The 14,055-nt window shown below is 36.4% G+C and carries 8 protein-coding genes and 2 pseudogenes; 7 read left to right on the top strand and 3 right to left on the bottom strand.

The genetic code is table 11. From position 1 onward, the window contains the following. Positions 1 to 27: 27 nt before the first annotated feature. The 3 genes and pseudogenes from K6V30_RS13030 to K6V30_RS13020 all read left to right on the top strand — a co-directional run. Positions 28 to 1,179: pseudogene (locus K6V30_RS13030) on the top strand (YWFCY domain-containing protein); the annotation flags it as partial. Between the two features lie 537 nt (positions 1,180 to 1,716). Continuing rightward, positions 1,717 to 3,534 (top strand): reverse transcriptase domain-containing protein, encoded by a 1,818-nt coding sequence (locus tag K6V30_RS13025; protein WP_070612349.1) that lies wholly within the window; start codon positions 1,717 to 1,719, stop codon positions 3,532 to 3,534. A 107-nt stretch (positions 3,535 to 3,641) separates the two neighbouring features. Continuing rightward, a pseudogene (locus tag K6V30_RS13020) lies at positions 3,642 to 4,520 on the top strand (TraM recognition domain-containing protein); the annotation flags it as partial. A gap of 183 nt (positions 4,521 to 4,703) precedes the next feature. Here K6V30_RS13020 and K6V30_RS13015 read toward each other — a convergent pair. Beyond that, the gene (locus tag K6V30_RS13015; RefSeq protein ID WP_151927128.1) at positions 4,704 to 5,477 is read right to left on the bottom strand and encodes a hypothetical protein; all 774 of its coding nucleotides are present in this window, start codon (positions 5,475 to 5,477) and stop codon (positions 4,704 to 4,706) included. Positions 5,478 to 5,734: 257 nt separating this feature from the next. Here K6V30_RS13015 and K6V30_RS13010 point away from each other — a divergent pair, with 257 nt between their 5' ends. After that, the gene (locus tag K6V30_RS13010; protein WP_151927129.1) at positions 5,735 to 7,024 is read left to right on the top strand and encodes a DUF3945 domain-containing protein; all 1,290 of its coding nucleotides are present in this window, start codon (positions 5,735 to 5,737) and stop codon (positions 7,022 to 7,024) included. 1,148 nt (positions 7,025 to 8,172) lie between these two features. Here the strand turns inward: K6V30_RS13010 and K6V30_RS13005 are convergent. Then, positions 8,173 to 8,502, bottom strand: a complete 330-nt coding sequence (locus K6V30_RS13005) for a hypothetical protein (RefSeq protein WP_025867488.1) — start codon at positions 8,500 to 8,502, stop codon at positions 8,173 to 8,175. Positions 8,503 to 8,507: 5 nt separating this feature from the next. After that, positions 8,508 to 8,804, bottom strand: coding sequence for a MerR family transcriptional regulator (locus K6V30_RS13000; protein WP_165450687.1), 297 nt, complete (start codon positions 8,802 to 8,804; stop codon positions 8,508 to 8,510). 347 nt (positions 8,805 to 9,151) lie between these two features. Between K6V30_RS13000 and K6V30_RS12995 the strand changes: the two genes are divergently transcribed. The 3 genes from K6V30_RS12995 to K6V30_RS12985 are packed head-to-tail and all read left to right on the top strand — an operon-like array spanning position 9,152 to position 14,008. Next, positions 9,152 to 10,420 carry a DNA methyltransferase gene (locus K6V30_RS12995; protein ID WP_151927131.1) on the top strand — a complete coding sequence of 423 codons (1,269 nt, stop codon included), beginning with the start codon at positions 9,152 to 9,154 and terminating at the stop codon, positions 10,418 to 10,420. Continuing rightward, entirely contained in the window at positions 10,417 to 12,678 is a 2,262-nt protein-coding gene (locus tag K6V30_RS12990) for a sensor histidine kinase (protein ID WP_151927132.1), read from the top strand. The genes K6V30_RS12995 and K6V30_RS12990 overlap by 4 nt, the downstream gene beginning before the upstream one ends. Further along, positions 12,668 to 14,008 carry a hypothetical protein gene (locus tag K6V30_RS12985; protein WP_151939876.1) on the top strand — a complete coding sequence of 447 codons (1,341 nt, stop codon included), beginning with the start codon at positions 12,668 to 12,670 and terminating at the stop codon, positions 14,006 to 14,008. Before K6V30_RS12990 ends, K6V30_RS12985 begins: the two co-directional genes overlap by 11 nt. The last annotated feature ends 47 nt before the right edge of the window (positions 14,009 to 14,055 follow it).

The following is a 14,055-nucleotide window of genomic DNA, read 5'->3' as shown; positions in this document are numbered from 1 at the left end:
AGAAGTTTAATTTTAATAGTTACAATTATGCAGAATGAAGATGATTTAAGAGGTCTTGCCAAAGTCACAGACTTTATGCGGGCCATTAGTTTTTTATTTTTGGCGATACACATTTATTGGTTTTGTTACGGCTGGCTCCACGAAATGGGCTGAACGCTCGATATAGTAAATAAGATACTATCCAATTTCCAACGTACCACCGGGCTGTTTTCATCCTTGCTTTACACAAAGTTGTTTTGTGTCCTCTTCCTCGGTCTGTCCTGCATGGGCAACAAGGGAGTGAAAAAGCATGAAATCACATGAAGGCAGATTATCATTGCGGCGATTGCGGGTACCATACTCTTTTTCCTGAATTGGTGGTTGTTATCCATTAGTGCATCATCCGGTGTGTGTGCGGTACTTTATACCACAACACTGACCGGTGGTTTCTTCTGTCTGCTGGCATCCGGTTTATGGATAAGTCGTTTGTTGAAGAACAACTTGTTGGAGGATGTTTTCAACCGGGAAAATGAATCCTTCATGCAGGAAATAGAACTCATGGAAAACGAGTATTCCGTCAATCTGCCGACCAAGTTCTGGTATAAAGGCAAAGAATGGAAAGGTTGGATTAATGTAGTGAATCCGTTCCGTGCAAGCATGATTTTAGGCACGCCGGGTAGCGGCAAGTCGTATGCCGTAGTCAACAATTATATAAAGCAGGCAATCGAGAAGTCCTATGCGCTCTATATATATGATTTCAAGTTTGATGACCTGTCAGTCATCGCTTATAACCATCTGATTAAGTATAGACACCGTTATGAGATACCACCTAAATTTTATGTAATCAACTTCGACAATCCAAGGAAAAGCCACCGCTGTAATCCGCTGGCTCCCGAACTGATGACGGATATTTCGGATGCGTATGAATCCAGTTATACCATCATGTTGAACCTCAATAAAAGTTGGGTACAGAAGCAGGGAGACTTCTTTGTGGAATCTCCGATAGTATTGTTTACGGCCATAATTTGGTTTTTGAAAATCTATGAAGGTGGCAAGTTCTGTACGTTCCCACATGCTATTGAATTACTTAATAAAAGGTATGAAGATGTCTTTACTATTCTGACAAGTTACCCCGATTTGGAGAACTATCTAAGTCCGTTTATTGACGCATGGAAAGGGGGAGCGAGTGAACAGCTTCAGGTGCGCCCATAAGGGCATATAATAAATATAGCTTTGGCAAGCTATTAGGTTCGTGTTCTTTGAAATAATAACCTATCACCAGCCGACTTATCCATTCAACGAAAGACGATGGGGAGTGTAGCATGTCGGTAAAGCCACAAGTGGACTAACTGTCAAGTCTTGACCGAGTGGCGAGATGAAACGATAGATATGAGGATAAAACCTATACTGGTTGAACGATAGTCCAAGCGGCTCGATGGTTAAGCCTTAACGGAAGACAGTTACAAACGTTATGCTGTGATACCCAACTTCTCCTTGTAGGTCGATTGGGCAAAAGAACTTATCACAGAGCAACTACATAAATAGTAAAGGACGAAAGTCGTATCCGACAATCTATCAAGCCAAAAAGTTATTATATGTCTAAATGGGGATTGCCTAAGTGGGGTAACCCATATGGCAACAGAGCTTCCGTAGTAGTCCGAGCAAGGGAAAGCCTTGTACATGGCGAAGGGAAGCAGCCATTATCGTTTAATGTTAATTTTGGAAAATGTGAGAGACATGAAAAGAAATCCAGAAAAGATATTAAACAGTCTAACACAACATAGTTCCGACTTGGAGTACAAGTTCGAACGTTTGTATCGGATACTGTTTAATGAACAGATGTACTACATAGCCTACCAGCGCATATATGCCAAACAAGGCAATATGACCAAAGGAGTTGACGGAAAAACCGTTGACGGCTTCAGTATATCCCATATTGAACAGTTGATTGATACGCTCAAAAACGAGACGTATCAGCCTAAACCCTCACAGCGAGTTTACATTCCGAAGAAAAACGGAAAGATGAGACCGCTGGGTATTCCGTCATTTATGGATAAACTTCTGCAAGAGGTTATCAGAATGATTTTGGAAGCTATATATGAGGGCAGTTTTGAAAACACCTCACATGGTTTCAGACCACAACGAAGTCCTCAAACTGCACTCTCAAGTATTCAAAAGTCGTTCAATGGCACTAAGTGGTTTATCGAGGGAGACATTAAAGGCTTCTTCGACAACATAGACCATGAAGTATTGATAGCCATTCTCTCAGAAAGGATTTCCGATAACAGGTTTATCCGACTTATCAGAAAATTCCTGAATGCGGGATATGTTGAAGACTGGGTATTCCACAAATCATACAGTGGAACTCCGCAAGGTGGTATTATAAGCCCTATATTGGCGAACATATACCTTGACAAATTCGATAAGTATATCAAGGAGTACATCACAAAATTCGACAAGGGAAAAAGACGCAAGGATAATCCGATTGCAAAACAACTCGGACATCGTAAAGCCAAGTTAGTTGAAAAACTACGAAACACTGTTGATGAAACGAAACGTAAACAATTGTTTGCAAAAATTAGAGAAATAGTCAAAGAACGACTGAAATATCCTGCCGGTGATGAAATGGATGACAGTATCAAACGACTGAAATACATAAGATATGCAGATGATTTTCTAATTGGAGTAATCGGTAGCAAGCAAGATTGTATCCAAATCAAAGAGGACATAAAGCAATTTATGGCTGATAAATTGAAGTTGGAACTATCTGACGAAAAAACTCTGATTACCAATACAAGAAAACACGCTAAATTTCTTGGTTATGATGTCTTTGTGCGAAAATCCAATGATACACGCAGAGATAAGAACGGTCATTTGACAAGGTCGTTAGACCACAAGATAGTATTATATGTGACTACCGAAACAATGCGAAAGAAACTTCTTGAATATGATGCTGTTAAAATTACCAAGCAGAACGGGAAAGAAGTTTGGAAGCCAAAAGGTCGTCCATATATGAGATGTCTTGATGATTTGGAGATTATAAGTCAATATAACTCTGAAATCATGGGGTTCTACAACTATTACTCGATAGCAAACAACAGCCCCGTTATTGACTCTTTCTACAACATTATGGAGTATAGTATGTACAAGACATACGCCGCAAAATACACTACTTCCAAAAAGAAGATTATTGCGAAGTACAAGAAAAACGGTGTATTCTCCATACCATACACAAACAAGAAAGGGTATGAGGTCAGACGTGAGTTTTATGACAAAGGTTTCAAACGCAAGGAACTACCGAACCGTAATTTAGATGACAGATTACCTAACACAGTCGCTATAACGGGTGGCAGAAATGGATTGATTACAAGACTAAATGCACGTGTATGTGAAAACTGCGGTGCAACCGACAATCTTGAAATGCATCATGTTCGCAAACTCAAAGACTTGAAAGGTAAAAGTGATTGGGAAATAAAAATGATTTCCCGTAACCGTAAAACATTAGCAGTATGTTCAGTATGTCATCACAAAATACATTCGGGAAAGTTAGACTGAATGATAAGGTGGAGAGCCGTGTACGGGGAGACCTGTATGCACGGTTCGGAGGCGAGTGCTTGGAAACCTACCATTGTAACAAATGGAAAGGCGCCGGGTGCTTAGCCTATGGCCAAATTGCAAGTGCTAAAATCCCGTTATCCAGACTGATAAGTCCGCAACTCTATTGGGTAATGTCCGGCAGTGACTTTACGCTGGATATTAATAATCCCAAAGAACCGAAAGTATTATGTGTGGGCAACAATCCCGACAGAATTTCAATCTATGGAGCAGCATTGGGACTCTATAATTCGAGAATCGTTAAACTCATAAATAAGAAGAAGCAACTCAAAAGTTGTGTGATTATTGACGAGTTACCCACCATTTTCTTTAAAGGTTTGGATAATCTGATTGCCACGGCACGAAGCAACAAGGTGGCAGTTGTATTAGGTTTTCAAGATTTTAGCCAGTTAAAGCGCGATTACGGTGACAAGGAGGCCGCTGTAATCATGTCAACTGTGGGCAATGTTTTCAGTGGTCAGGTAGTGGGTGAAACGGCAAAAAACTTGTCAGAACGGTTCGGGAAAATCCTGCAAAAACGAGAATCTATGAGCATCAACCGCAACGATACATCAACATCAATCAACACCCAGTTAGACAGTCTGATACCTGCATCCAAAATCAGTACATTGAGCCAGGGAATGTTTGTCGGTGCGGTAGCCGACAATTTCGATGAAACGATAGAACAGAAGATTTTTCATGCGCAGATAGTAGTGGATAATGATGCAGTCCAAAAGGAAACCGCAGCCTATCAGCCCATTCCGGAAATCAGCAGCTTTCTGGATGAGAATGGCAATGATACAATGGAGGAACAGATACAGAACAACTATCGGCAAATCAAACAAGATATTGTCGAACTTATTGAGAACGAGCTATTCCGTATAGAGAATGATCCGGCACTTAAGCACTTGTTGGGCGGTGATGAAGGTTCCAAGCCACAAGCATAGCCGTTTGTCGTAACAGTACGTTTCCCACGGCACATTACGGTAATCCCGGAAGTTACGCAGGCTTCACTTCCGCAGATTGCCGTAAAGAGCCGTTTTCAGGAAAGGATAAAAGCATGGCAGACACCCGGACAAGTCCGACCGGCCTGCCATGCTCCTATCTCTAATTGGGCGTTTTTACCATAATTATGGAAGTATAATACCATATCTCTTTCTTAATGCCTCATTATCTATAAAATTTAGATCATATTCAGAGGCGAAATATTTAAACGACAGATAAATAGAATTATAACAATATTGGAATGATTCATCTATTTTATTCATATTTTCAGGAGTATCCTGTTGCTCCATTTTAAAGGAGAAAGTTGAATAATGGACGAATTCAGAAAACTCTTTCCATAAATAATATGCTCTATCCCTATAAATCTTTATTTCACGAGAATGGTTGATTCGACCAACCAATGTATTGAAAGTCATAAATGACTTAAATTTAAACCTTGTAATCTCTTTAAAATATTTCTTATTTTTATCTTTATTGATAAATTGATTTTTTACTTTTTCCACTTCTTCTTGTTTTAAATAAAAAGGGTATTTACCATCAAAATGTTCATAATTAGAATCCGTTAAGTTTTGCAAAGAAACAAAACAATGTTTATATGCTTCGGCATTAATTTTAATAATCTCTTCTTCCTTATTGTTAGAAAGTTCCAAATACATAAGATGCATGAAATCATCCAATAAACTCCTAAGAATAATATATGGCGTTGATATATATTTGCTTTGCCTATTTTTCAGAATTGTAGATAAGTCTAACAATAAGAGGGCTTGTTTTTGTAAAATACCTAAATAATAATCCTGCATATCTTTTTCATCTTGACATTTACCTTGTAGCTGTTCAAGATTACTATTGGCTAAGTCTGAAATTATTTTAGCTAAGTGGGATAAGTTATTTGTATCCATTTGATATATTTTATAAAAATGTTCATGTACAAATATAGTAAAAAAACAATAACTTTTTGACTTTTATACTATTAGTTTCTGAATTGCAATCTCTAAATCTTATTTGTATAACTCGCCAAGAAATGCCAAATGCCGCCATTCATTCCCACTGCGTCCTAAACCATAATAACCTATCAATTAAACCTCTACATTCGCACCGACGGGCTAAAGTTTACCCGGTATTGATTAATTATTGTATCACTTAAATTATTGATTTTATGGCTAAGAAAAAGCAAGAACAACAAGAACAGAGCCAGGACGAGCATGTAATGGCCATCCTTGACAAGCGAACGAACAAGACCGCAGTCGTTTCCAAAATGAACGAGCAGGACGGCAGTCTCGAAATCGTGCCACCCGACAAAAAGAACAGCAGCAGTTTCCTTAAACTGGACCGTACCTCACCGCTGGAACTATTCTTCACTAATTTCAAGAACCAGTACGAAAATCCCACAAGTTTTAGTTTCTTCCTGATACCTCTCGCCGTATTGGACAAGACGCTGAATGCCGTAGTTCAGATCCGAAAAGGGGAAGACCCCGGAGTGGAAGGCAAAAAACTGGTGGAGAACAGCGAACTCAACGATGAAGGGCGTATCGCCAAACTTGCCCGCCGGTATAAGTTCGATGAACACCAGCTCCCGTGGAAAGAGCTCTCCGCACTGGGAATTGACAAGCAACTGCTGTTTGACAACCATTGCATGGGCGAAATGCTGAAAGGAAGAATTACCTCAAAGGCTTTTCCCATCAGTAAGGAAGTGAACGGTGAAAAGAAGGATATGGGAGAAGCCTGTTTCCTCTGTGTCAAAGGGGAGGACGGCAAGGTGCAACTGAAAACTCTAAGCAGGCTCGACAAACCGCAGTATGACCTGCCTGCCTATAAAGGAGTATTCACCGACGAGGAAAAGCAGTCGCTTAAAGACACCGGAACTTTGGGAACAGTCAAGGAGATGAAGGATACCCATACGGGAACGGTCTGCAACTGTTATGTGTCCTTTCATGAACCGAGCAACCGTATCATTACCATGCCGGTGGATGCCATCAAGATACCCGATTATATCTACGGAAAAAGGCTGGATGACAAACAGAAGCAAATTCTCGCGTCAGGCGGACAGCTTCCCATCAACGACATACAGCGCAAAAACGACACATTGCTTTCAGGTGTCGCTTTCGTTGATCCGAGAATTATGGACATCGCATTCAAGCAGTCCGGCGAACAACTGAAGGTCAACGACACTATCATGGGTGCCAAAATCACACCTGAACAGAAGAAGATGCTCCAGAACCATGAAATGGTGTTCGTTGAGAATATGCGCTACAAAGGCAGGGTGTTTTCCGATGATGTACGTTTCAGCAACAAGAGCAACCAACTGTTGATAGGGCGCAACGCCCGTGAATACAAACCGAAGTTGGATGAACCGAAAAAGGGCAAACAACAAGAAACCAAGCAGACACCCCGGCATGTTGATTCCATTAAGTCTAAAGGCAAGAAAAATAGTTTTTCTGTCGCATAGCCGACAGGAAAACGGCTTACTCTATTATATACCCGATTGTCGTTATGGATGTCGGGTATATATTTAATGTATCATCTAATAACCCAATAATTATGGAATTGAAAAGACAAAAGAATATCCAGTCCTCTCCAGGGCATTCCGAATATAAATCCTTTTATAAATCAGTCGGAGGAAATGAAGGAGAAAAATGTAATTATCCGACACGTTTAGACCTTTACGGAAAAGGCTGTTATCATGATTGTTCCTATTGTTACGCAAAATCCTTGTTGAACTTCCGCAAACTATGAGATGCGGAACATCCGGCAGTAGCGGATATTAATAAGGTATTAAAGGTTATCCGTAAAATTCCATCCGGTTCCATCGTCAGGCTTGGAGGTATGACTGACTGTTTCCAGCCCATTGAAAGCCGCTGCCACGTAACCTATGAAGCTATAAAGGAACTGAACAAACAAGGTGTCGGTTATCTGATAGTCACCAAGTCATCAATGGTGGCTAATGATAAATATATCAGATTAATGGACAAAAAACTTGCACATATCCAAATATCCATAACAACGATGGACGATGATCTGTCACGGACATATGAAAGGGCCTGCGTGCCGTCACAAAGGATAAATGCGCTTGAGAAATTACAGCAACATAATTTTGACGTATCTTTAAGATTATCACCTTTTATTCCGCAATACATAGATTTCAAAAAATTAAATACAATCAAATGTGACAAAATATTAGTGGAATTTCTAAGAGTGAATACCTGAATAAAACAATGGTTCAATATTGACTATTCGGAATATACTTTCAAACAAAGTGGTTATCAGCACCTGCCGCTTGAACTGAAGATTAAATACCTCGAACAAATCAGCGGATTTAAGCAGTTGACTGTTTGTGAAGATGTGACGGAGCATTACGAATACTGGAAAAACAAAATAAATCCGAATCCCCTTGATTGTTGCAATCTCAGCAAAAAATAACCTTAATATAGGTACTTTTCCCACGGCACATTGCTGTACCCCCCCGGAAGCTACGCAGGCTTCACTTCCGCAAGTTACAGCAAAGAGCCGCTTTTCAGGAAAAGACAAAGGCACGGCTGGCACCCGGATAAATCCGACCTTGCCAGCCGTGCCCTTGTCTATGGGGAATGGAACACATCATTCTTCTTCCTCAAAGGAAAGCTCTTCAACCTGCCTGTTTATTGCCTTGCAATCAATCGTATCCTTCAAATTGATTATATCCACAATCGAATAATGCCTTGTCCCGTTCTCTTCTTCCGCAAAACGTAACCGTCCGCTCAAACGCTGTTTCTCAATCTCTGCCGGATTGAGATTTATCAGTTCGCAGACTTCATCGGGCAGCATGGAAAGCGCCACATCATTTTCCTGACAGATATGTTGCAGGACGGCCAGCATGTTCAACGACTTCTTATAACTTCTCACGAGTGCAGCGAAAGAACCGCTTTCAATTTTAATCATCTTTTTCATAACGCTTATTTTTTAGAGTGTTCTTCTTTTTCCAGTAACATGGCACGGAGTACGTCCGAACGGCGGTAATATATCTTCCCCTTGTCTCTGTGAAAGGGAAGTGTCCTATCATTGCGCCGTCTTAAAAGTGTCCTGTCCGACATCTTGGTGAGCAGGCGCACGCCTTTTGAATCCAGTATCTCACTGTCCGGCAAATTATGTACGGCCGGAGCCAATAACTTTTCAATGTTGGTAACTTTAGCGAGTATGGCACTAAGCATGTGGGCTGTTTGTCCACCCGGTGCAGTTCTTCTGTTATTCATATTGACCTTATTTTTATTGTTTATGGTGCAATATTACGGAGATCTTATAAGGCCATTGGTTACTCAACCGTTGAGCAACCAATGCCAATATGGAAAATTGATGTAAAAAGCATCTATATAATGGATTTCCATGACGCTTCTATTGAGATAGAACAAGAGACTATAAAAAATGAGCTTTAATTTCGTCGTTACCAAACAAATATTTATATTTGTCCGTTGAACATTTGAGTTAAGTCTTTTATATACTCTTGAAAGGGAGTACAAATTGAGAAATGTAAAAATCAAATGGATACAATATTAGTAATCTGATGTCTTTGACAGTAGATTATAATTGAAGAATATATAATATGATAGTAACAAATTGTAATTATAAAATTATAGATTTAGATCATATACCAATACAGACGGATTGGAATATGGGAGATGAACGTGAGAACCGAATGCACAGTATTCATGCTTATCCCGCTAAATTTCCAGCATTTATAACAACCAAAGCCATTCAATATGCTACCAATTTGCAAATTCCTGTAAACATTGTTGCTGATATTTTTTGTGGTTGCGGTACTGTTGCATATGAAACAGTACGTAATAATAAACAATTTTGGGGCTGTGATATCAATCCTGTTGCTACTCTAATTGCAGAAGTTAAAAGTCAAGCGTATGATAATACATTGATTGAAGAATATTATAGTTGTATTGTAAAACACTTTACGTGCTATCAAGGGGAAATATGTGATGCAATATCAAACAATGAACGGATTTTATATTGGTTTAGTAATAAACAAATAGATGATTTGGTAAAACTAAAACATTCCATACATTTTGTAGTAACGGAAGGTAAATATAGAAAATTTTTCTTGTGTGCATTTTCTAATATACTCAAATCCTGTTCACGCTGGTTGACTAAATCTATAAAACCTCAAATTGATCCTCACAAGAAAGAGAAAGATGTCATATTAGCATTTCATGAACAAGTACTCATGATGCAAAAAGCTAATGTACAAAACTTAATTAAAAAAGAAAATCTTGCAATAATAGAAACGGTGAATTTTTTACAACGTGTTATTGATAAACCTTTTGTTGATTTAGTCGTAACAAGTCCTCCCTATGTGACTTCATATGAGTATGCCGATTTGCACCAATTATCAACATTGTGGTTGGACTTTACAAATGATTATAAAACCTTTAGAGAAGGTACTATCGGAAGTCTATATCACTCGCAAAACTTCGAAAATAACATAAAAGAACTTAACGGTATTGGTAGTAATATTGTATTCAAATTATATACTTTAGATAAAGCTAAAGCACGTGCTGTTGCTCAATATTATATTGATATGCAAAAAGTAGTTCGAAAGGTATTTAAAATGTTGAATGCAGGTGGAGCTTGTCTATTTGTAATAGGAAATACCGAATATAAAGGAGTGAAGATAGACAATGCTCGACATTTAATAGAGTCTCTTTTATCGAATGAATTTTATGACATAGATGTAAACAGAAGAAAAATATCTAACAAAATTCTGACTCCATATAGAGATAAATATGGTAAATTCACAACTAATAAAAATAGTCGTAAAATTTATTCTGAAGAATTTATAATATTTGCCCGAAAAAAATGAATGAAAGTTTAAAAATACGTCCATATGCTAGGTTACTCACTATGCTAGGAGATCAACTTATTAAGAATGAGCAGATTGCAGTAATAGAATTGATTAAAAATTCTTATGATGCAGATGCTGATTGGGTAAAGGTTTCTTTTGAGAACTTTTCTAAAGATTATAAGGTTACTCCTAGTTCACGAATAGTGATAGAAGATAATGGTACCGGAATGACAAAAACTATTATTGAGAAATCTTGGATGAACCCTGCAACACCTAATAAATTTTCGAGGGATGGAAAGGTGCGTAAAACAGCTTTAAAAAAAAGAATAATACAGGGCGAGAAGGGTATTGGCCGTTATGCAATGCTTAAACTTGGAAAAACAATAGATTTAACGACAAGGGCTCAAGGTACAAATAATGAATATTCGCTTTGTTTTGATTTAAAAGATTATGATGATAACTTTTTAAGTCAATCAGAACAAACGGATGATTTATATCTGGATTCTTTAGAGTTCAATTTAATTACAACTTCTCCCTCTGTTTTTACAAAAAGAAGAATAGACATAAATAACCAAATTTATGACGATAATGAACATGGAACACGTATTGTCATTAGCAATTTGAGAGGAACATGGAATAAGAAAAAAATTGAAGGTATAACTGATAGCTTTTTTCGTTTTGAGAATCTTTTTGATGAAATCATAGGAGAGCATAAAGAGAATGCTTCTAAATATAATTTTAATATTGGACTATATTTTGATGGTGAATTTGTAACAAGAGGGAAAGATAATACTAATATTACTTTAAAAAATCTATTTGAAACTCAGAGTGTTATTAAAATAACAAATGGTTTATATGATTCCTCTCAAGGATTATTTATATATAATCAGAATGATATACATAAGGAACTTAGTATAGAAGATAGTGCTATCAAAGGAAATAGAGTTTTTAGAGATCATTTCAGTACACTTGAGGATAGAAAAAGAATTTATAGACCAATCTCTGACTTTGGTGATTTCAAATTTGATTTTTACATATTTGACTTTAATGCAAAAGAACCGTCTAAATATGCTTTAGTAGAAGAAGCAAAAAAAATAGTAAAAAGACATCGTGTTTATCTTTTAAGAGATGAGATAAGAGTATTACCATATGGAGATCCTGAGGATGATTGGCTGCAAGTTGATATAAGTCGTGGAACCATCAGTGCCGGAAGTTTTTTCAGTAATGATCAAATCATTGGGCGTATTAAAATTACAAAGTTTGGTAACTCTCATTTAAAAGACAAAACGAATCGTGAAGGTCTCATTGACGATGAAAATTACACATCAGATTTTATTTGTATTATACGTACTTTTTTATCATATCTTAGGATTGTAGTGTACAAGAAATATCTAGATGATAATAAAGAAAAAGACAAAATAGAAAATACACGTCAAGAAAAAGTAGAAAAAGAAATTAAAGACTTAAAGGAGCATTTCAAAGAAAATAAGGAAGCATTAGGTTTAATTGGGCAATTGGAAAAATCTTACAAGATAGAACGAAAATATCTTGAAACAAGAGCAAAACAAACAGAATCTCTTGCTGCTGTAGGTCTATCTGTAGAAACATCAAGTCACGATATTATGCTAATGCTTAATCAAGGTGTTGATGAATTAATGGCTCTGATGAGTGCTAGCACTCTGCCTAATTTCAATCATAACAACTTGACAAGTGAATTACAGAAATTAATTGGAATATTTTCATATGTCAAGAATCAAATGAAAGATATGCAATTGCTATTTACATCTTCTAAGCAAAGAAGAAAGCAAATACGCATTAAGGATATTTTAGATAAAGTTGTTAGAATATATAAACGAACATTAGATAACCATCAAATTTCTGTAGAAATTATCCTGTTAGGTTCTCCACTAGTAGCTACATGTACAGACGCAGATTTACTTCAATTATTTATAAATTTATTTGATAATTCCATTTATTGGATGGATGTCAAGGGGCATTTCGATAAAAAGATTCATATTACTTTAGATGGTGATTCTTGTCAAATGATCTTCTCAGACAACGGGCCTGGCATAAGAGAAGATGATATTCCATATATTTTTGAACCATTTTATTCAACAAAAGGAATAGAAGGGCGTGGACTAGGACTTTATATTTCTAGAAAATTAATGGAAAGAAATGATTATTTCATCGATTTAGCAAATATAAAAAGTGAGAAAGTTCTTGAAGGAGCTAATTTCGTTGTAACATTTATTAAACAGGACAATAATGAATATTGAGGAATTATTTTCTGGCGTTGGATTAGTTATCGATGATAAAGTTAATGTAACTAATGGAGAAGATCGTATTACGAAAATTGTGGATCTTCTTGAAAATAAAAATATCCCTTTAATAAAAAGGAATTCTATCCCCAACCAAGAGATATTAGAGCATTGTAAGAATTTAAATTTTATTCTTCTTGATTGGGAACTTTATAGCTTGACCAGTGAAGATGGGATGCCTCTTCCAAATAGTCAAGTTATAGAAAAGGAAAATGAAAATTGTATTGTCGATTTTTTAAAGAAAATATTAGATAAATGTTTCCTTCCTATATTCATATTTAGTAATAAAGCAGAAGAAAGTATTATTAATATATTAAAAGAGAAGCGTGTTATAAAAGATAACATTAGTAGACCTATATTTGTAAAGTCTAAAAGTGACATTGTTATAGATAACAATGTTTTAGTTTTCCAAAAGATTGAAGAATGGATAAATGCTATGCCATCAATTTATGTTTTAAAAGAATGGGATAGAGCATTTTTAAATGCAAAAACTAATTTATTCAAGGATTTACTTGCAGGTGATGTTCATTGGCCTCAAGTGTTATGGGAAACTTCGGCTCTTGATGGTGTAAATGCGAATGAAGAACTTGCACAGGTTTTAACACAAAATATACTTGCAAGAATGCAACCTGTACAGTTTGAGAAGGATAAAATTATAAAAGATAACATTCAATGTGAAACTCTAAAAGTACAAACAATATTAAAGGCGCAACGTTTTACTGAAAATATTGATATTGAAAGTTCAAACACAGGTGATTTTTTTGATATAAATGGACAATGCAAAATAAATATTAGACCAGCATGTGATTGTGTAGGTCGTAACGGAATGAAAAAAGTATATTTAATAAATTGTCAACCTTTTAATCCTAAAATTGATTTTCAAGCGCAGTATGGCAATTTTTCAGAACGAAACAATGAGGCGAAAATAGGTCCTTTATACAAGAATAAATTCTATACATTTTCATTTAAAGAGATGGAAATAGCTGAATATAATGATATAAAACAATACAAAAAGGGACGTATTCTTATGCCTTTTATAACTTATATAACAGAAAAATACAGTTTGTATATACAAAGACAAGGATTGCCTCGAATTCCTAAAATTGCAATACCAAATTATGAAGAACAAAAAGAAGACGATAATGATAAGGAATTAGAAGTTTTAAAAGCTGAAAATTTAAAACTTCAGGAACAAAATAAAGATCTTCTAAAACAAGAGGTAATAACAAAGTCTTGTCGTACAACTATCCGATATGTACAACGTGGAAGGAAAAGAAAGAAAAAATGATATTCAATAATTTTATTTCATCAATAAGTAAGTTGTATATTACAGCT

The sequence above is a fragment of the Bacteroides faecis genome (genome assembly GCF_020091505.1).
Lineage (GTDB): Bacteria > Bacteroidota > Bacteroidia > Bacteroidales > Bacteroidaceae > Bacteroides > Bacteroides faecis.
This window is presented reverse-complemented; position numbering and strand designations above follow the sequence as displayed.